The sequence below is a fragment of the Streptomyces sp. H27-H1 genome, assembly GCF_026627445.1.
Taxonomy (GTDB): Bacteria; Actinomycetota; Actinomycetes; order Streptomycetales; family Streptomycetaceae; genus Streptomyces.
On sequence record NZ_JAPNLJ010000086.1, the window covers coordinates 1 to 17,898 of the forward strand.

Consider the following 17,898-nt stretch of genomic DNA (forward strand, 5'->3'; position numbering starts at 1 on the left):
TCTTCGAGTGGCTCATCTACTACAACGCCCGCCGACGCCACAGCGCGCTCGGCTACCTTTCCCCGATGGAGTTCGAACAGCAGCACCACAAGACAACTAAACTCTCACTCGCAGCATGAACCCCTGTTGTCCACACTCCGGGGGTCACCTCACAACAAAGGTGTCCGTCAAAGCGGAACAAGCTCAGGGTTCTTCCCCCGATACGTCCCCTGATACCTCCCCTCATAATTCCCCCATGCGGTCAGGCACTTGCGTCAAGGCGGCGCCGCGTGACGCGCCGCCGCGCTCGGACGCTTCAACCCGCGCCCGGTTCCGCACGCCAGCACGGTGGCCGGCTCGAGACCGCAGGCAGGAACGAGACCGACTAGGACTGCGCGCCACATACTGACCGGTCGCCACGCAACTGACCGGTAACCTCCCCACCTCAGGTCACGCACCGCGCAGCGTGTCCGCAGGTAGTGACCGATGGGGCGGCCGGTGCATGGCGCTGGTGACCGATGGCCGATCCGCGGCCGACGTGGTGACCGATGCTGGTGACTACCCGGTGACCGATGGCCGACCTCGTGACCGGTCACTGCGGCCGATGACCGACCCGGTGGCCGATGGCGCAATGGCCGGTGGCCGATTCAAAGTCATCGCCTGGCCTGGCTGCCGAAGCTCCGCAGGTTGGGGCGGCCCGGCGGTACTGCCCCCGATCGAAGCGGGCACCGGGCCTGACCCGCGCACGCCATATCGGCACGGGCTGTATCCGAGCCTAGACCAGCAGGTCTGCGGTACGCCGGAGGGGAGGGTGTGGTCCTGACGCCTGATGCGAGCACCACAGTGTGCGGCAGTCTCTCGCGCCCGGCCCAGTGGTGGATGGACGCCAGGGGTAAGCGTGTCGCGTCAGGACCGTTGGGACGTCCGGAGTGGCCCAAGGAAGGCTGGGGTCGCCCGGACGGTGTGTGTCCCACCTCGTCACCGACCGGAAACCGCTACGGGATACGGCCCTGCTCCAAGCCGCGTCCAAGCGAGGCACCCCCGTGGAGGCCTTCACGCCATCGGCCCGGTGCTTTCGCGCTCAACCCGTGCTCTTGTGACCCCTCGGAGGGTCAATGAGGACCCCAAAGTAAAGTTGCAGGGCGGAGGGGTCGTTCTGGAAGTCCGAGGTGGCGTTCTGCAGCCGGCCACCGGTTCTGTCGCTGAGCCCGGGGTGTCGCTGAAATCTCTGTACCCCAGTTCGGAAGCCCAGCCTGACGTCCCGGCTACAGGATGTCACTCGGGGAGGGTTCAACTGCGCCCCATTCGAGGCGTTGTGGCACGGTGCCGGGTGGGAAGGGGTAGACGAGGACGTTGTCGTAGTTGAGATCGAGAACGGCTTCGACTGTCGCCTGGAAGCGGCGGAGCTGAGCGTCGCTGAGGTGACCTTCGAAGACGCTGCGCTGGACGTGGTAAAGGTACTGACGGCAGGTTCGCAGGGTTTTGGAGCTTCGTTCGGCGAGGGTGTCATAGACGACGACTCCATACATGCGGTGGCTACCACCAGGTTCGGAAGGGCTTGTTAGGGGGTTCCTTCCAGGCTGGCGGGTCAGGGCCAGGTGCGTCCAGGTAGAGCAACTCGCCGTACGCGACGTTGCGGCCGAGACTGCGGTGGGCGATGGTGACGGTGAATTCGTCGCGGACGCTCTGGACGACGAGTTTGCGGCCGCCTTCGCTGAGCATCACTTGGTTGCTCTCGTGGTCGAAGTGGTGCTCTTTGAGCTGGTCTGTCAATGGCCTTTGAGTGCTGGCTCTGTCGCGGGTTCCGTGATTCCCGAGATGTTGATCTTCAGTGGAGGAGTGCGCGTTTGCGGAGGAGGTCGGGCTTGGCCCGGCCGTGCATTTGCACGGAGGAGATTTCGTCTTCGGCCGGTCCGATACCTGGGCACCCCGGACACCGAAACCGTCACGGACACACGGCTCTACGGCACCGCTGCCGCACGATCCTGGGACCGGGTCCACCCCAAACTGACCCACCGCTCCTCCTGGGCCGCGGCCGACGACACCCTCCCGATCGTCGAGGGGACGGTGATCCGTCTGGACATCGATCACCTGCCCAACGGAGCCGCACCGAAGCCGACACCGACCGTCTGTGCCAGGCATACCTGCGACGCTTTGACATCGACCCCATCTTCCGGCTCTTCAAGCACCCTCGGCTGGACCCGCCCGAAGATCCGCACTCCCGAGGCCGTGGACCGCTGGACCTGGCTGATCCTCGCCGCCTGCACCCAGCTCCATCTCGCCCGCCCTCTGGCAGCAGACTTGCGCCGGCCCTGGGAGAAACCCGCCCCGCCCGACCGCCTCACGCCTGCACGCGTCCGCCGCGGCTTCCGGCACATCCGCCCGCGAGGCTGTCGCACGGCTCCTGCCCGGTGAAGGTCAAGAGCGATTCGTTGTTCGGTTCCGAGGATCAGGCCCGGCCAGGCAACTCCAGCAAGATCGCGTTACGAGCTCTGGGCCTGCCCGTACACCACTGGCCATCAGGCCTTTGCCACGAGGGAACCGGCCGTACGCCCTTTACATCCGGCGAATGGCCCGAAAATGCATTTAGCTCCCTTGGGGGATACCCACGGGAGCTCAAGGGAATCTCAAATCGCGCATATCGAGTTGACCTACTAGCAAGTAGGAAGTTAAGTGCTGATCACCTGAAGGTGCGACCTTGCCTTCAGGGGCGAGCAGATTCAACTTGGTTGATACCTCAAGGAGTTATGTGTGATCAGGACGAAATACCGCGTTATGGCTGCAGCCACCGCAGGGCTGACGATCGTCGTTGCGGCGTTATCTGGCACCGGTCTGGCGAGTGCCACCGAGCCGCTGCCCTACAACTGCGCAGTTCAGGCATCTCCGTCAGCTGGCTACAAGGAGGAGATGAAGTGCTTCACCTTCTTTGACCAAGCAGTGGCCTACGCGAGTGGTGGTTCCGTAGACGCTTCACCTTGGCGCTGGGACCCACGGGGCGCGGCATACAGCCCCCAGTTCACAAACTCTGTGAACAATTCGGATTCGGTGCGCCGAATCTACTCCATTGAGTTCGAGCACCCTGACTATCGAGGATACGCCCTCGTTGTGTGGGGAAATGGAGACTGTGCGCCGAGCTCTGAGAAAGTTGTAAGGAACCTTGGCCAGAATCCAAACCGCTGGTGGACTGACAAGATCGACTCTTTCGTTCCATATAACGGATGCTTCTCAGAGCATTTCGACGATAGCAACCTTCAAGGTCTCATTGGGGGCTCAAACACTCCAAGCGCCCAGATAAACAGGCCGAACAGGACAAATTCTTTGTCCATCACCGGCGGCTTGTCGGATGAGGAGTCGCAGATGGACTGCGATAGCGGCCGAGGTAAGTGCGCCTACACTCCGACCGCACGGGTCGAGTACGTTCCTTCCGACTGGAAGGATGAGCTGATCAGTTGGAACTGTACAGCGGTGCCGCAAGCGGTACGGTTCAGTCAAACCTTCACTCGATCGTCGACCTTCCGCTGGGGTGTTGAATCCACCACCACAGTTGGCACCCCGGCTACAGCACCGATGAAGGTTGAACAGTCACTGAAGCTTACGTTCGGGGGAGACTTCGGAAGTTCGGTCTCAAAGTTGTACGACGCCTCGCAGACGATCACACCAGGCAGCGTTGGCATTATCTCCTCCGCGGTTTCAACCAAAAAGGCCACAGGTCTGTGGAATCTTGATTACGAGAACCGCAAGTGGTACCATCATTTTTGGGATAAGACCATGACTGCTAGCCAGGTTGATAAAGACAGCGCCATGAACGTCGTCTTCAACCAGAGGCTCATGACAGCTGGCGAGCGGGCCAATTTCTGTTCCCAGAGCGATGTAGGAACCAGCGAAGTCAAGTAATTACCGCGAAGAACCAGATCGGTGCTGGCTAAAGGTGATATTTCTTGGCCAGTTGATTTGTTAGGACTATCCCGCAAGCAGGGCTGATTCATAGTCCTGGCGGCTTCGAGAGCCAGCAGACCGCGGGGGCGTGACTGGGGCGTGACGGACCCTCACTGCGGCAGTTCCGCATGCACCGAAGCTCCGATGATCAGGGAGACCTACCAAGTCACCCGACCACCGGAGCTTCGATGTGCCGCCAGTCTTCCACCATCTGTCTGAGCAAGTCGCCCTCGCGTGAACACCGTGAACTTCCTGCCGAAGGCCGGATAGGAGCGGGCACCCGCCAGGACCGCACAGGCGGCGGTCAGACCCAGCGCGAGCACGCTAACAGCGGCTGGTAAGGGCTTGCAGGGAATCAAGCTGTTGCTTCCCGCTCTGGTGCTCGTTGGTGTGGTATGCGCATCCCGGACGAGACTTCTGATCAACTCGCTGTGAAGTTTGCGGTGTTGTTCCCGCATCTGGACGAGCGGCAGCGGCGTCTATTGATGGCGGCGGAGGCCCGGGTGCTGGGGCACGGAGGCGTCCGGGCGGTCGCCCGGGCGGGCGAGGTGAGTGAGACGACGGTCCGCAAGGGCGTGTTCGAGCTCGAGGCGGGTGAAGAGCCTCTGGGACGAGTGCGGCGGCCTGGCGGTGGACGCAAGCGGGTCGCGGATCTCAACCCTGGGCTGCGGCCCGCGCTGCTGGCGCTGGTGGAGCCCGACGAGCGCGGGGACCCGATGTCGCCTCTGCGGTGGACGGTGAAGTCCACTCGTACCCTCGCGCGGGAGCTGACCCGGGCCGGCCATAAAGTCAGCGCGGACACCGTCGCCGGCCTACTGCGGGAGGAGGGCTTCAGTCTGCAGGCCAACGCCAAGACCCTGAAAGGCAGCCAGCACCCGGACCGCGACGCCCAGTTCCGCTATCTCAACGAGCAGGCGCGCGAGCACCGGGACTCCGGCCAGCCGGTGATCAGCGTGGACACCAAGAAGAAGGAGCTCGTCGGCGACTTCAAGAACACCGGCCGACAGTGGCGCCCGGCAGGCGATCCGGTGCCGGTGCACATCCACGACTTCGCCGACCCACAGCTGGGCAAGGCCGTCCCCTATGGGATCTACGATCTGGAGGCGAACACCGGCTGGGTCAACGTGGGCACCGACCACGACACCGCCGCGTTCGCGGTCGAATCGATCCGCCGCTGGTGGCACGGGCAAGGCCGAGCCGCCTACCCGCGGGCGACACGGTTGCTGATCACCGCGGACGCGGGCGGCTCCAACGGCTACCGCACCCGCGCCTGGAAGCTCGAGCTCGCCCGCCTTGCCTCCGAAACCGGGCTCACGATCACTGTGTGTCACCTGCCGCCGGGGTCGTCGAAGTGGAACAAGATCGAGCACCGGCTGTTCTCGCACATCACCATGAATTGGCGCGGACGCCCCCTGGCCAGCCACGAAGTGATCGTCCAGTCGATCGCCGCGACCACCACCCGCACCGGACTGCGTGTGACCGCCCAACTGGACACCAACATCTATCCCACTGGCGTCCAGATCCAGGACGCGGCGATGGCCGCCCTGCCGCTGACCCGACACACGTTCCACGGCGACTGGAACTATGCCCTGCACCCCCAGCCCGTCCCGACCGTCCCGCCGCCCCGGGCCCCGCAGACACCCACCAGGCAGTGGGACCAGACCCTGCTGACCGATCCCGAACTGACCGGCATGACACACCAGCAACTGGACCAACTCACAACAACCCTGGCCCCGGACGGTGACCCCCAGCGAGGCCGACCGCCCCGACTCTCATTCCCCGAACAGGTCCTGGCCACCGTGCTCCACATGCGCGTCGCGCTGGCCGCGGAACCCTTGGCCGTGCTGTTCGGCAGCAGCAGAACCGCCATGCACCGCACCCTGCTGAAGAACCGGCGACTGCTGAAGACCCACAACATCGCCATCCCGCCCGCGACGACGCCACCCTCAGCTCTCGCAGTCCTCCAAGCACGGGTCCTCACCCTCACCGACGAGTCCAACAACATGATCAAGATGACATGTCAATAATCTGCAAGCCCTTAGGCACTGGTTCTTGGGTCATGTGCGGAGCCCGATGATGAGGGCTGCGAGGGTGACGGTGCCGAGGTAGGTGTAGGCGCGTTTCTCGTAGAGGGTGGCGATGGCGCGGAAGCCTTTGAGGTGGTTGATGGCACGTTCGACGGTGTTGCGTTTCTTGTAGCGCTCGTTGTCGAAGCTGGTGGGGCGGCCGCCTCGGGAGCCTCGGTTCTTGCGGTGGCGTCGTTGCTGGTCGAGGCGTTCGGGGATGGTGTGTCGGATTCCGCGTCGTCGCAGATAGCTGCGGTTCTTCCGGGACGTGTAGGCCTTGTCCGCCAGGACCAGCGCAAACGCGCCGAGGGAAAGACTCACAAACAGGCGATCCTCGCCCTGGCCAGACGCCGCCTCAACGTGCTCTGGGCCCTCATACGCGACCACCGCGCATTCGAAGCCATCACACCCAGCCCTGCTGCCAGAACGTCATGACGGAGTCACAAAACGTCACACTTGGTAACAGCATTGGGAATCAGGCGGGGGTTCCGAAGGACTGGGTCCACCAGGGGCCGCCGTTGCTGTTGACGCCTACGCCGATCTCGGTGAACTCGCAGTTGAGGATGTTGGCGCGGTGGCCGGGGCTGTTCATCCAGGCATCGACCACAGCGGCCGCGTCGGGCTGGCCCATGGCTATATTCTCCCCAGAGCGCGACCACTCGTAGCCGGCGGCCTCGACCCGGTCCTGGGGCTGCGAGCCGTCCGTACCGGTGTGGGCGAAGTTTTTGGTGGCGGCCATGCTGTCGCTGTGGCCCTGGGCGGCCTCCGTCAGGTCCTGGTCCGCCTGCAGGACGGGGCAGCCGGCTGCCGCGCGCTCGAGGTTCACCAGCCGGACCACCTCGGCGGACTGCGTTGAGCCGGTCTGGGCGGTCGGCGGCCGCTGCTCAGCCTGGGCCGTGACGGGGGCAGGGGCCGCCTTCTTGGTCGGGGCCTTGCTCGGGATGGGAGCCGGCTTCTTGGTGCTGGGCGACGGTACGGGCGCCTTCGAGGTCTCGGGGGCGGGCGGCGGCGTGGAGGTGGCCGGGGCGGCGGACGAAGCGGCCGGCCCCGGGTCCGGAGCCGGCGGGGACGCACTGGATGCGGCGGGGGCGACGGCGAGGGCGGTGGCTCCCGGCCCGCCGGCTTGGGACCTGAACAGGTCGGCCCCCGCCACCCAGGCCACCGCCAGCGTCAGGACTCCCGTGCCCGCCAGGGCCGCCTTGACGCGCAGGGGCCGGGCGGCACGGTGGCGTCTGCGGGCGGCGCGGGGACTCATCGCGGGGACCTCCGAAGGTGGACGGGGCGGTCGCGGAGGGTCCCGCGCGCCGCCGCAGAGCGGCAGGTGCGAATCCGCCCGCCTGCTGCGGATCGTAGGCGGGCGAACCGTTCCGGAACACCCTGTACCGGATGCGCACAGAAGGGCCTAGGGATCCCTTATGGCTCCGGAGACACCGCAGGCGGCACGGGGGAGCTCCCGGGCGCCGGCGTACGGCGAGCGGGTGCCCGGTGCGCAGGGCGCGGGCGCGGTCTCACAAGAGGGTGAACTCGGCGTAGACCGTCTTGCCACCCACCTTGTCCGGGCCCGTTTCGGCACTGCGGCGGGGCACCGCACCCCAGCGGTCCGCGAGCGCGGTCACCAGCTGGCAGCCGTACCCGCCCGCCTCGCCCTTCGCTTCCTCGGCGGGCTCCCTGGGCATGGTGTCCGAAGCGTCCTCGACCTCCACCCTCAGCTCCCCCTGCTGCCAGACCACGCGCACCAGGTCGGCTCCCCCGGCGTGCCGGCACGCATTGGTGACCAGTTCCGAGACAACGAGCAGAACCTCGTCGGCCCTGCTCCCGGCCTCCTCGCAGCCCGAGCGGCGGCACTCGTCGAGCACGTCGGATACCAGCGCGCGGGCCTCACGGGCCGCCTGGTCACGGCAGGGGTGGATGGAGATCAGTGCAGTGCGGCTGAGCGTCATGCTCGTGATTCCATTCCATTCAAGCCGATATGCTTACATTTCGGACATGCGGTTTTTGATGACAAGCTCCATCACAGCCGAGCCGAGGCCGTCCGGGCATCCGCCATCAGGCCGTCCGGCGACCGGACGGGGCGTCCGCCCACCGGCCGACGGGCCGTCCACCGACCGGGCCCTCCCGCGGCTGTGGAGGCGTACCGCCTCCACAGCCGCGGGCCTCCCCAGGCCCGCTCCCAGGACCGCTCTGCAGACCCTCTCCTCCACCGCCCGGATCCACCGCCCTCCCGAGGGAGCCTGGCTGCCCCCACAGCCCGGCATCCTCGACTCGGGGCCACGCCGCGAGGGCAGCGGACCCGGCGCAGACCCCATGAACCAGCGGCGTGACGAGCCCCGAACGGGGCGGACGGGAGGCGGTTGCCGTTGCCGTGAACACGCGGCCCAACGCACATCGGTGCTGCTCCTGCTTCTCGTACTGGCCCTACTGGTCCGGGCCACGTGAGTCCGGGGTACGAGAGCAAGGCACTCACCGACAACAGCCACAGCAGACGGTCCTCGCTGCTGCGGTATGCCCGGCCGTTGGGCGACACCTGCTCCGGCGGCCAGCCCGTGACCGGATCCCGCCGCACCGGGTCCGGCGCCTTCGCCTACCAGCGCACCTATGCCGACGGGCCCCTCTACGCGCCCGTGACCGGCTCCGACTCCCCGGTTTACGGCAACACCCTGCTGGAACACCTCTACCGGAGCGTCCTGGACGACACCGACACCCGACTGAAGTCCCCGCTGGACGTCCTCACCAACGGTCCCCGGTCCCCCCGGGGCCGTCATGACCACCATCGGTCCGGCGGGCCAGAAGGCGGCCTTCGACGCCCTGCGCGGTGCGTCGGGCGGCGCCGTGGCGAGCGACCCGACGTCGGGCGCGGTCCGGGACTCTGGTCAGTTCGCCGTCCTACGATCCGGGACGGTCAGCGGCGGCCCGGGGACGGCGGCATGGAAGGAGCTCTCCGCCGACGCAGCCCACGACCTGAGGCAGTCCAAGATGCTCTCGATGGCCGAGAGGTTCGGCTTCGGCGACACCCGGCAGAACATCCCCGTCCGGGCGGTGCCCAGCGTCTACCCCACTGCCCTCATGGAACCGTCCGCGCTCGCCCTCACCGGCGTCGGCCAGTTCGACGTCACCGCCACGCCCCTCCAGATAGCCAGGTCTGCGCAGTCATCGACGACGACGGCAAACTGATCGCCCCGCACCTGGTATCCGAGGTCACGGACCCGGCGGGCAAGCCGACGGTGGTCGCTGCGCCCCAGGCCTCGACCGAGCAGGTGATCAGCCCCCGGACCGCGCAGGAGCTGCGCAGCGCGATGCGGACGGTCGTCAATAGGGCAGCGGTACGGCGGCCCGCGTGCCCGGGGCGGAGTGTCAGCGGTCACGCAATTCCCCATGGGACGCCCTTGGCCCCACGTAATTCCCCACCCTGTCGGGGACCAGGGCCCGTGTCCCGGCTCAGACCGCAAGGCGAGTGGGTACGGCGTCCGCGCGTCCGTACGTGAGCACCTGGGCCAGGACTTCGCGGAACGCGTCGATGTCCGCGGTCGGCGCTTCGATGACGGCCTCGATCTCGCTGTCGCTCAGCCGCAGGTCCTCCAGTGCTGCAGGGCTCAGCGAGATGCGCAGAACGTTGCCAGTTAGAACGGCTTCGCGGACACACCCGTACGCGGTCCCCTGTCCGGCTGTGACCAGGCAGTGTGTGTCCATTCCGAGGGCGACCTCCTGATCGTCCGGCTCTTCTTCTTCCCGCCATGAACATCAGGATGAAGCCGCTTCCGTCCTCACCCTCAGCGAGAGCGGCTTCGGTGAAGTAGCCGTCAGGGTCGATCTCTGTCCTGGCGGCGCGGGCGGTGAATCGATACGTCATGACGAGGTTTTTACCAGCACGCTCAGCCGACGAGGCGGTAGGGGTGGCACCTGCGGCGGGCGCCCACAGGAAGCGCCCACGACCCAGACTCCGGGATGTCCCTGGGGAAGATCGTGAATTCCTGGCTGGGGAATTACGTGAACGTCCACACCGATCCCTATGGAGCATTCCGATGAGTGATGACTACGCCATACCCCAGGCCGGGGATAGTGTGGCCGAGCGGCCCGCAGATCCTCCCGCCGTGTCGTCCAAGCCGCCCTCACCGGCCTCCACCTCCGACGTGGGCCTGTCGGGAGACGACTGCGGCGGCCCGGGTGCACTCACGGTGCCTGGGGCCAACGCCGAGAGCATGCGCACTCTGCTGGAGACGGCGGTTACTTGCCGGAACGTGGATGAGGTGGCCGAACTGGTCACGCTCCTGAGGGGGCCTGGGAAGCTTCCTGACGTGGCGGACGAAGTGTTGCGAGCGGCTGCGGTCAGCCGCCCCATCGAGGACGTCGTTTCGTTGGCGCTGCTCCTCGACAGGGCGGAGCAGGCCGTACCTCGTCCCCAGGTCGCGCCCCATCTTCAGGCCGAGCAGGCCGAGCTTGGGGTCGAGCGGCAGGAGTCCGAGCGCGTCGACCGAACAGGGCGGTGCGAACCGCCCCCGCAAGCCTCCGAGCAGGGCGACGTGGGACCGGATCGGAACCCACCGCCCACAAGCAGCTCGCCCGCTGTGCCAGGACGGGGGCTGCGGTGGCTCGTGGCGGCGGCCCTGACCGTTTCAGCTCTCCTGTACCTGCCCCGTCATCCGTCTGAACTCCTCGCGCACGGCGACGCGGTGGCCTGGCTCCTGCTGGGTGCCGCGGTGGGATGTCTGGCGCTGGGCGTCCTGGTGACGGTGCGAGACCACAACGGCGTATGGGCGGCCGCAACCGTGACCGGGATCGGGCTCTTGGCGATGCACGCGCTCGCGGCCGTGATGGGTGTGTCCCTCATGAGCGGGGTGATGGGCGGCCTCCTGCCCTGGCCCACCGGCATCTCGGTGGTCGCGGCCGGCCTTGCTGCCTCCCTGTCCGTTACGGTCCTGCTCTACCGCTCGCAACAACCGAAACTCCAACCCGCTCCGACGGCCTTTGCTGCGAGCGGTGGATGGCCGGCCCCGCAGGAGACACTTGAACGTGACCAGGCTGGTGGGCTGCGGTAGGCGCCACCGCGCGCACTTACCGGATCGCGAGGGCTGAGGGCGAACGGCGTCCCGATCCCCGCAGGTCGCAACATTGCGCCGATCCGTAGTTGCCGACTCCTCCGACGATTCGGCGGTCCCACGGTCCGATAAGTCGGTTCCACGGGGCCACCTTGCAGGCCACTCGATCGGCCTGGGCGCCCTCGCCACCTACAGCTCCGAACCGCCGCCCTTCGGTCGGAGTCGCACCCGGTGAGACGTTGGCCGATGGCTGGCCAGTGACAGCGGAGGGATCGCAGGTCGGCGGTGTGCGTGGGCGCGTTGTCGGCCACGATGCGAATCGTTGGCTGGTCGGGGTGAGGCCCCGGTTCCGGGCCCAACTCGACCGTTCGGGCCGACGCTGATCGACGCCTTCGCGGCACTTTGGGTGATCTGTCACGGCTACTGCGCTCCGGCCGGCTGCCAAGCGACGGCTGTCTGGGTGGTAGCTGCGGCGGCTGGCGTAGTACCCGGTTCCCTGCACTCCGGTAGCCGGTAAGTATCGGCGGAGAAGGCTTCCCGCCACCTGGGCGGGACGCCGCGCTTCCGCATCGCTGAAGGAGAGAACTGCCATGACGGACATGTGGAGCTACAGCCCCGAGTCGCACTACACACCCGGCGCCAGCCTGGTCGGATTCAAGGTCGAAGCCAGCGACGGACACATCGGCAAGGTCGACGAGGCCACAGAAGAGGTCGGCGCGTCCTGCATCGCAGTCGACACCGGCCCGTGGATCTTCGGCAAGGTAGTCCTGATCCCCGCCGGGATCATCGTGCGCGTCGACATGGAGAAGGAGGAGATCCAGGTCAACCTCACCAAGGACCAGATCAAGGAGTCCCCGGAATACGACAAGGCCAGGCACCGCGGTGACGTTGCCTACCGCGACCAGCTCGGCCAGTACTACGGCCGCATCTGATCCAGATTCCGGTGCCTGGGCGAGCGTGAAGGCCAGGTCCTTCATAACGGAGGAGACGGTCCTGCCGCCGGGGGGTGGCAGGACCGTCACACGGAATACCGGCCCGGGGTGGTGGGCCGGCTGCCACGGCTGCCCCTCCCTCAACGGCTGCTGCGCCAGCACCTTCGGGTGGAGCACCCCCATCAGGCCGCATCCACTCACGCCCGAGCCCACGGCGCACCGGTAGCGGACGGGCATCCCCTGGCCGGACGGTGCCTTTCACCCGGACGTACCGGCAGCAGCGCGCCGCGGACTATGTGCCGCGGGAAGCAAGCAGGATGGGGACATGTGGTCGGCCGCGCTGCGGTGCCGCCACCGGATGGCTGGGCCCTCACGCCGCCGTCTCATCCGCTCCACCGAGAGGGTCGGTGAAAGCGAATGACCCGCTCCCTGTTTACACAGCCGTTGGCTGCTCCCCGCTCTCCCCGATGAACTCCGGCCGGGTGGCGCAGGTCCCGGCCCGGAAGCTGCGTTGCGCCGTTCACGCGCCCTCGCGCCACGAGACGTGCGCGCGCAACTGCGCTACCCCGTGCGCGGGCCCTCACATCTGGCGGCGAGGGGCCGTCTCGCACAGGATCGGTTCATGGTGGTGCAGCAGTTCCCTACAAAGACGCCAGAACCACGGAGAGCGACGTTCGCCTCCTTCGAACAGGCGCGGTGGCCTGCTGCCCTGGCGGACACTGACCGGTGTTCTCGTCGCGGTGGGTTTGGTCTGTCTTGCCGGCATTGGGCTGTACTTCGACGAGCGCAACAGTCGGCAGCAGGTGGTCACGGTCGGCCGCAACCCGCACCCGCTAGCCCGGAGCGAAACCATGCCTGACCAGCAAGAATCAGGCGATCAAGTTCGGTTGAGATACGGCTTCTGACAACAGAGAGGTCAGAGGATGCATCTCGGTGCGACGAAGTTGATGGCTTGCAGCGGGAGGATCGCTTCAGCCGTCTCCGGAGAGATCTGCCGACGCTCTGCCAAGTACACCTTGACTCTGCAGGGCAGAAAGATCCTTGTATACCAGGGCCGTTGAAGCTGCCGCACAGCCAGGGCCGCAGCATGGTTCAGGGCTGCATCGACCGCACCGGCCGTATGGCCGGCATGAGCCAGTGCACACGCATACGGGGCACCGGCATGCCCATCCCGGGACAAACAGTCACTGAGATAGTCCGTCCTGCGGGCATCGCGGTCCGGGTGACCGTCTGAGAGGAAGAGCGCCTCAGTCCACACACGCAGGAGTGGTTAGACCATATGCGGCTCGATCCCCGGAAGTAGAAAGGTCAGCTCATCACGAAGGAACCATTGAGCACCGAGTGCTGTTTGCCTCACGTTGTAACTCAACGAGCGACTAGGCGAAAGGATTCGTGAAGTCAACACCGTTGCGTTTGAGTCTTGAGTCGCGGGTCAATCCCTGGTGAATGACGCAACGGGACGTCCTGATAGATCAGCTTGTGTCGAGCAAGAAGATCATCGGGAGTCCCGTTGCAGGAGAAGTCTGTCATCACGCGCACGGGGTCGAGGCGGCCGGGGGAGTGTACGCCCCCGGCCACTTGGGCGAGCTGACCCAGATCGTGGACTTCGTGCTGGTGGACACGGTGATCGAGGAGACCGGGTCACGTGAGAAGCGGCTGCGGCTGCTGCCGTCCCGGGTCGTGGTCTACTTCGTCCTCGCACTGGCTCTGTTCGAGGACTGTTCCTACCGGAGCGTGTGGGGCAAGTTGACGGCGGGGCTGGAGGGAATGCCGTTGGTGGGTCCGGCGGCCTCCTCGCTGTCCAGGGCCCGACGGCGCATAGGAACGGCACCGCTGCGGCGGCTGTTCGAGATCCTCTCCGGGCCCGTCGCCCACCTCGGGCAGGCAGGCTCGTTCTATCGAGGGCTTCGGACCGTGGCCGTGGACGGCACCTTGCTGCACGTGCCCGATGAGGAGGCGCTCACCTGGCGCTATCCCAAGCGAGCGGGCGAGAGCGTGGAGTTCGGCTACCCGCTGCTGCGCCTCGTGGTCCTGGTCGAGTGCGGCACCCGCGCTATGCTGGCCGCCGCGGTCGGCCCCGAGAGCGACTGCGAACTCACTCACGCAGGCCGCCTGCTGGGTGTACTGGACCGCACGATGCTCCTGCTGGCCGACGCCGCCTTCGATGCGAACGAGTTCGCCCGGGACGTCCAGGCCACCGGTGCCCAGTTCCTGGTGCGTTCCTCCGCCCGCCGCATACCCACCCCCTTCCAGCACTTGGGTGACGGCTCCTGCATGGCCCGGATCGGCTATGGCGTCCTGCCCGTCCTGCTGACCGTCCGCGTCATCGAAGCGTCCGTCACCGTGACCCTCGCCGATGGCACCGCCCGTACCGAGCAGAGGCGCCTGCTCACCAACCTCCTCGGCCCGGCCGCCCACCCGGCCGCCCACCCGGCCGCCAAGCTCGTGGGTCTCTACCACGAGCGGTGGCAGTCTGAGACGACGTACTTCTCGGTCAAGGCGACTTGCTGAACGGCCGTGTCCTGCCCTCCCGCAGCCTGACCGGCCTCGACCAAGAGGTCTACGCCCTGCTCACCACCTACCAGGCCCTGATTCTCGAGTCGGCCACCGTGATGACGGGCGAAACCGGGCGTGGGGTGAATCATCCGAGCGCGGGGGCGGGGTCACGCGATGCCGCCCTTGACGCAGGTGCCTGCCCACATGGGGGAAACTATGAGGGGAGATATCAGGGGAAGTATCGGGGGGAACTACCAGGGGAAATATGGGGGGGTAGATAGCTCAGCGGGGTGCTCGTGTTGTGCCTGGGCAGGCCCGGTTTTCTGGCTGGTGGGTGCGCGGATTTTCTTCTGTGTCGGGTGGTGAGGGTAGTGCCGGCGGCGGGAGGTGCGGAGCTGGTCCGTGGGTCGGACCCGTGATCAGGTACGCCGGAGTGGCTCTTGCTGCGGTGCGGCCATAGTGCAGAATAGAACGGCGACTTGGGCCGCCCCATTCCGTACCGGCACATGGAGACTGCACGTCCCTCCCCCTTGCCTCACCGGGTTCGTCCTGGCGCTAGCCGTTCGTTCCTCGCCCTCACTCCATAGGGCCCGCTCCGGCGGGTGGGGGTCGTCGGTATTGTGATGGGCATGAGCGAGTTTTCGGCCGAGATGCCCGAGCTGATTCCCGGACCGATCGTCTGCCCGTACTGGTGCAGCGCGGAGCATGTCGGCTTGAGCGCGACGATCGACGACGGCCTGGTCCACGTTTCCCCGGACGTCGCCGTCGACGGCTTCACCGAGAACCCCAGGACCGTCCTCAACCTCGTCAGCTACGAGACTCCACGGGGCGCCCGACCTCCGCGCGTGGAGGTCAGCACTTTCTTCGAGGACTACGCACCCGACTCCCACGAAGTGACCCGGCGCAGCGAGGTGGATGCACTGATCGCCCAACTGGAACAGGCCGCCTCCGCGCTGAGGCAGTGGCGGGAGGCCGTTCCCACGTAGGCCGCGGCCCCATTACCGTCCGGCGACGAGCTGCTCGGCACTTGACGGGGACGGACTTGCAACACGTCGTGCAACACGGGTGCAATACCCCCTGCAACAGACTCCGCATTGCAGCCCTGACCTGCTAAGGCTGTCATTCACGCGGCTGGGTGCAGGCGTGTTGCACCACGCCTGAAACCGCCGAGGCGCCAGGTCACCGTTGTTCGCTGATGAGGGTCTGCCGGTCTTGTACGAGCTGCCGCCACCTGCTTTGAACGGCGTCTGGGCGTGAGGGCGGTGGCGCGCTGGTCGAGTCCGGCGACGAGCTGCTCGGCGAGGGCGATGTCGTCGTTGGCCCGGCCAGGGTCGGTGAAGGCGTACGCGAGCGCGAGGTGGGTCTGGGAGATGGCCTGCTCCCCGTTGTTGCCGTGCTGTTCGGCTTCCGTGCGGGCGGTGGTGAAGGCGGTGGCGGCCTGGTTCATGTCGCCGTGGGCGAAGTGGATGTCGCCGAGGACCCGGTTGCCGCGCCCGCGCCAGCGCAGGGTGTGCGGTGGACAGGGCCAGGGGGAAGTCGCCGGTGGCGCGGGCGAGGTGGGCGAGGCCGCGGGCGGCATCGTGGGCGAGGCGGCCTCCGCCGCCGGCGACCTGGCGCATGCCGTCGCGGGAGACACCGTTCTGGCCGAGGTCGCGGTGGGTCTTGGCCCGGTAGTAGAGGGCCATCTCGGTGAGTTCGGCGGGCAGCAGGCCGGTGTCGATGACGCGGGTGAGGCGGGAGGCGGTCATGGACCGGTGCTCGTGCTGGCGCCGGGCCAGCGCAGCCAGCAGTTCGGCCAGGGCGTCCGCGGCGGTGGCGAGCCCGTCCTCACCGCCGTCCCTTACCGGGAGTGGGAGTGGCTCCCATACGTAGTCGTCGGTTGTACGCCCAGGTGGCCTTTGGCGGCAAGCCGGTGAGAATGCCGCGCGGTCACTCACCCGCGGCGTGAGGGTCATCGTCACGGGCCGGCTCGGGCCAGTGCACCTTCGAGGACAAAGGAGGTGTCCGTCGTATCACGGTCGAGATCGTTGCCGAGGACGTCGCTGTCGCCTTGGCGTATGCGACCGTGGCCGTAGCCACGGTCTGCCGGGAAGGCGTGCCGTCTCAGGCGGGGTCGGGGGCGGCCAGGCCGGTGAATGATTCCACAAGGTCGTCCCCGAGCCCGGCGCTTGCTGAGGGGTATCCGTTCTGGCCAGTTCTCCAGCGGTGTCCCGCGGCTGGGGTGGCGGTCCGGCCTCTCCTGGAGGTGGGGGAGGCCGGAGCGCTCAGGTTGTGTGCTGTGCGGCTGGTTCAGAGGGTGGCGTGCTCTGTTGGCTCGGGCATTGTGGCTGTTGGCAGGTCAGAAGGCTGTGGTGCTCACTGCTCGCCGTGGTGGCCGTCCTCGCCGTGGTGGCCGGCCTCGTCCTGGTGGTGGTCGGTGCTGTGGTGGTGGTCCTTGCCGCCACCGCTGGCGTTGATGCAGGTGTTGCCGGCGGCCGGGTTGAGGAGGCCGATGACGTTGACGGTGTTGCCGCAGACGTTGACCGGGATGTGGATGGGCACCTGGACGACGTTTCCGGACAGGACACCGGGGGAGCCGATGGCAGCACCCTGGGCCGTGGCGTCCGCGGCCGCCATGCCAGCGCCGCCGACGAGGACGGCTGCAGCTGAGGCGGTAACCGCTACGGCCTTTGCGATACGCGACATCAAAATCTCCTGAAGAAGTGGGCTCGCCGCAGGGAGTACGGCATGTGGCTTTCCTCCAACAGATTGAGCGGGCAGCCGGTTACGGTAGTTGGGCCGGATCGGTGACTCAGGCCGCCTGTCCCGTGCTGTCGGGAGGGCGTCTCGTGGTTCGGTGGGGGCTGTGGTGCGGGCGCAAGGAACCGCCCACCCCGACACCATCGGGGTAACGGCCGGTGACTTCAGCTTCCAGGCACCGCGCATACGCACTCCCGGCCTGTACGGCGCTACGGGAGGCTTCGCCGGCCAGTGACCGCCGCAGGGCCCGGGGGAAGGCCCTCAGTGAGTCACTGACATCGTGGCGGAGCCGGAGGACTCCGTCGCTCTGCGCCTGAAGCGGGTTGTGGTGACTGCCGGAGCGGCCGGATCCGACGAGTGGTCACATCGAGAGTGTGGACAGCGTGTCGTTTGAGGAGTCCGGTGGGGGCGCCCAGGGTGCCGACGTGAAGCGCACGACGACCGCGACGCTCTCGGTGAACGGGCTGAGCCTCCCGCTGCTGGACGAGCTGACGATGCTCGCGACCGAGAAGGTCCGCGGTGGTGAGGGCCTGCGGCTGATGGGCGAGGGCGGGCTGCTGCCCGAGCTGGCCCATCACCTGATGCAGGCCGCCCTAGGTCCTGTCTGGAGATCGGATTATGAATGTGGTGCGATGCTGCGGAGCCAGAGCATCGCACCGCACAGATGCAGGCCGGCCTCGTAGCTTTCTGGCGTCTTGTCAAAGCGGAACGCGATGC

At 66.9% G+C, this 17,898-nt stretch carries 18 protein-coding genes and 4 pseudogenes; 14 read left to right on the forward strand and 8 right to left on the reverse strand.

Features of this window, described 5'->3' with window-relative positions; genetic code table 11:
* The coding region (locus tag OTB20_RS42655; protein ID WP_324290478.1) for an IS3 family transposase at positions 1 to 119 on the forward strand (119 nt) is incomplete at its 5' end.
* A gap of 1,125 nt (positions 120 to 1,244) precedes the next feature.
* On the opposite strand, the gene cas2 is transcribed toward OTB20_RS42655, so the two are convergent.
* Both cas2 and OTB20_RS40300 read right to left on the reverse strand, forming a co-directional pair.
* On the reverse strand, positions 1,245 to 1,508 hold the full coding sequence (cas2, locus tag OTB20_RS40295) for a CRISPR-associated endonuclease Cas2 (protein WP_267824882.1): 264 nt from the start codon (positions 1,506 to 1,508) through the stop codon (positions 1,245 to 1,247).
* Positions 1,509 to 1,515: 7 nt separating this feature from the next.
* Positions 1,516 to 1,752, reverse strand: coding sequence for a hypothetical protein (locus OTB20_RS40300; RefSeq protein WP_267824883.1), 237 nt, complete (start codon positions 1,750 to 1,752; stop codon positions 1,516 to 1,518).
* A gap of 112 nt (positions 1,753 to 1,864) precedes the next feature.
* Between OTB20_RS40300 and OTB20_RS40305 the strand changes: the two are divergent.
* The 3 genes and pseudogenes from OTB20_RS40305 to OTB20_RS40315 all read left to right on the forward strand — a co-directional run.
* A pseudogene (locus OTB20_RS40305) lies at positions 1,865 to 2,388 on the forward strand (transposase); the annotation flags it as partial.
* A 342-nt stretch (positions 2,389 to 2,730) separates the two neighbouring features.
* Positions 2,731 to 3,873 (forward strand): hypothetical protein, encoded by a 1,143-nt coding sequence (locus OTB20_RS40310; RefSeq protein WP_267824884.1) that lies wholly within the window; start codon positions 2,731 to 2,733, stop codon positions 3,871 to 3,873.
* Positions 3,874 to 4,310: 437 nt separating this feature from the next.
* On the forward strand, positions 4,311 to 5,942 hold the full coding sequence (locus tag OTB20_RS40315) for an ISAzo13 family transposase (protein WP_267824885.1): 1,632 nt from the start codon (positions 4,311 to 4,313) through the stop codon (positions 5,940 to 5,942).
* A gap of 30 nt (positions 5,943 to 5,972) precedes the next feature.
* On the opposite strand, the pseudogene OTB20_RS40320 reads toward OTB20_RS40315, so the two are convergent.
* A pseudogene (locus tag OTB20_RS40320) lies at positions 5,973 to 6,272 on the reverse strand (transposase); the annotation flags it as partial.
* Between the two features lie 3 nt (positions 6,273 to 6,275).
* On the opposite strand from OTB20_RS40320, the pseudogene OTB20_RS40325 reads away from it, so the two are divergent.
* Positions 6,276 to 6,416, forward strand: a pseudogene (locus OTB20_RS40325) (IS110 family transposase); the annotation flags it as partial.
* A 40-nt stretch (positions 6,417 to 6,456) separates the two neighbouring features.
* Here OTB20_RS40325 and OTB20_RS40330 read toward each other — a convergent pair.
* The gene (locus OTB20_RS40330; protein WP_267824886.1) at positions 6,457 to 7,236 is read right to left on the reverse strand and encodes a CAP domain-containing protein; all 780 of its coding nucleotides are present in this window, start codon (positions 7,234 to 7,236) and stop codon (positions 6,457 to 6,459) included.
* Between the two features lie 253 nt (positions 7,237 to 7,489).
* Positions 7,490 to 7,921, reverse strand: coding sequence for an ATP-binding protein (locus OTB20_RS40335; protein ID WP_267824887.1), 432 nt, complete (start codon positions 7,919 to 7,921; stop codon positions 7,490 to 7,492).
* Between the two features lie 492 nt (positions 7,922 to 8,413).
* Here OTB20_RS40335 and OTB20_RS43045 point away from each other — a divergent pair.
* The 3 genes and pseudogenes from OTB20_RS43045 to OTB20_RS43050 form a co-directional block, all read left to right on the forward strand.
* Positions 8,414 to 8,677 (forward strand): annotated as a pseudogene (locus tag OTB20_RS43045) (penicillin-binding protein 2); the annotation flags it as partial.
* A 64-nt stretch (positions 8,678 to 8,741) separates the two neighbouring features.
* On the forward strand, positions 8,742 to 9,152 hold the full coding sequence (locus OTB20_RS40340) for a hypothetical protein (RefSeq protein ID WP_267824888.1): 411 nt from the start codon (positions 8,742 to 8,744) through the stop codon (positions 9,150 to 9,152).
* Positions 9,153 to 9,163: 11 nt separating this feature from the next.
* Complete coding sequence (locus OTB20_RS43050; RefSeq protein ID WP_420716606.1) at positions 9,164 to 9,463, forward strand: hypothetical protein; 300 nt, start codon at positions 9,164 to 9,166, stop codon at positions 9,461 to 9,463.
* On the opposite strand, the gene OTB20_RS40345 is transcribed toward OTB20_RS43050, so the two are convergent.
* Positions 9,417 to 9,668, reverse strand: coding sequence for a hypothetical protein (locus tag OTB20_RS40345; protein ID WP_267824889.1), 252 nt, complete (start codon positions 9,666 to 9,668; stop codon positions 9,417 to 9,419). The two genes, OTB20_RS43050 and OTB20_RS40345, sit on opposite strands and share 47 nt — an antisense overlap.
* A 509-nt stretch (positions 9,669 to 10,177) precedes the next feature.
* Here OTB20_RS40345 and OTB20_RS40350 point away from each other — a divergent pair.
* The 4 genes from OTB20_RS40350 (at position 10,178) to OTB20_RS40365 (ending at position 15,428) form a co-directional block, all read left to right on the forward strand.
* Complete coding sequence (locus OTB20_RS40350) at positions 10,178 to 11,014, forward strand: hypothetical protein (protein WP_267824890.1); 837 nt, start codon at positions 10,178 to 10,180, stop codon at positions 11,012 to 11,014.
* 590 nt (positions 11,015 to 11,604) lie between these two features.
* Positions 11,605 to 11,946, forward strand: coding sequence for a PRC-barrel domain containing protein (locus OTB20_RS40355; RefSeq protein WP_267824891.1), 342 nt, complete (start codon positions 11,605 to 11,607; stop codon positions 11,944 to 11,946).
* Between the two features lie 1,479 nt (positions 11,947 to 13,425).
* On the forward strand, positions 13,426 to 14,457 hold the full coding sequence (locus OTB20_RS40360) for an IS4 family transposase (RefSeq protein ID WP_267824892.1): 1,032 nt from the start codon (positions 13,426 to 13,428) through the stop codon (positions 14,455 to 14,457).
* Positions 14,458 to 15,071: 614 nt separating this feature from the next.
* The gene (locus OTB20_RS40365) at positions 15,072 to 15,428 is read left to right on the forward strand and encodes a DUF6907 domain-containing protein (protein WP_267824893.1); all 357 of its coding nucleotides are present in this window, start codon (positions 15,072 to 15,074) and stop codon (positions 15,426 to 15,428) included.
* 137 nt (positions 15,429 to 15,565) lie between these two features.
* On the opposite strand, the gene OTB20_RS40370 is transcribed toward OTB20_RS40365, so the two are convergent.
* A complete protein-coding gene (locus OTB20_RS40370; RefSeq protein WP_267824894.1) occupies positions 15,566 to 15,889 on the reverse strand; it encodes a hypothetical protein in 324 nt (107 codons plus the stop codon).
* 19 nt (positions 15,890 to 15,908) lie between these two features.
* Here OTB20_RS40370 and OTB20_RS40375 point away from each other — a divergent pair, with 19 nt between their 5' ends.
* Positions 15,909 to 16,358: a hypothetical protein gene (locus OTB20_RS40375; protein WP_267824895.1), complete on the forward strand. Its 450-nt coding sequence runs from the start codon at positions 15,909 to 15,911 to the stop codon at positions 16,356 to 16,358.
* Positions 16,359 to 16,797: 439 nt separating this feature from the next.
* Here the strand turns inward: OTB20_RS40375 and OTB20_RS40380 are convergent, their stop codons facing one another.
* Complete coding sequence (locus tag OTB20_RS40380) at positions 16,798 to 17,127, reverse strand: chaplin (protein ID WP_267824896.1); 330 nt, start codon at positions 17,125 to 17,127, stop codon at positions 16,798 to 16,800.
* Positions 17,128 to 17,606: 479 nt separating this feature from the next.
* On the opposite strand from OTB20_RS40380, the gene OTB20_RS40385 reads away from it, so the two are divergent.
* Positions 17,607 to 17,864 carry a hypothetical protein gene (locus tag OTB20_RS40385; RefSeq protein WP_267824897.1) on the forward strand — a complete coding sequence of 86 codons (258 nt, stop codon included), beginning with the start codon at positions 17,607 to 17,609 and terminating at the stop codon, positions 17,862 to 17,864.
* Positions 17,865 to 17,898: the final 34 nt, after the last annotated feature.

Excerpts from the sequence above, each read along its gene's own strand:
- cas2 (WP_267824882.1), bottom strand. The coding sequence starts at position 1,508 with ATGTATGGAGTCGTCGTCTATGACACCCTCGCCGAACGAAGCTCCAAA.
- OTB20_RS40315 (WP_267824885.1), top strand. The coding sequence starts at position 4,311 with ATGCGCATCCCGGACGAGACTTCTGATCAACTCGCTGTGAAGTTTGCG.
- OTB20_RS40330 (WP_267824886.1), bottom strand. The coding sequence starts at position 7,236 with ATGAGTCCCCGCGCCGCCCGCAGACGCCACCGTGCCGCCCGGCCCCTG.
- OTB20_RS40335 (WP_267824887.1), bottom strand. The coding sequence starts at position 7,921 with ATGACGCTCAGCCGCACTGCACTGATCTCCATCCACCCCTGCCGTGAC.
- OTB20_RS40340 (WP_267824888.1), top strand. The coding sequence starts at position 8,742 with ATGACCACCATCGGTCCGGCGGGCCAGAAGGCGGCCTTCGACGCCCTG.
- OTB20_RS40345 (WP_267824889.1), bottom strand. The coding sequence starts at position 9,668 with ATGGACACACACTGCCTGGTCACAGCCGGACAGGGGACCGCGTACGGG.
- OTB20_RS40350 (WP_267824890.1), top strand. The coding sequence starts at position 10,178 with ATGCGCACTCTGCTGGAGACGGCGGTTACTTGCCGGAACGTGGATGAG.
- OTB20_RS40355 (WP_267824891.1), top strand. The coding sequence starts at position 11,605 with ATGACGGACATGTGGAGCTACAGCCCCGAGTCGCACTACACACCCGGC.
- OTB20_RS40365 (WP_267824893.1), top strand. The coding sequence starts at position 15,072 with ATGAGCGAGTTTTCGGCCGAGATGCCCGAGCTGATTCCCGGACCGATC.
- OTB20_RS40370 (WP_267824894.1), bottom strand. The coding sequence starts at position 15,889 with ATGAACCAGGCCGCCACCGCCTTCACCACCGCCCGCACGGAAGCCGAA.
- OTB20_RS40375 (WP_267824895.1), top strand. The coding sequence starts at position 15,909 with ATGTCGCCGAGGACCCGGTTGCCGCGCCCGCGCCAGCGCAGGGTGTGC.
- OTB20_RS40380 (WP_267824896.1), bottom strand. The coding sequence starts at position 17,127 with ATGTCGCGTATCGCAAAGGCCGTAGCGGTTACCGCCTCAGCTGCAGCC.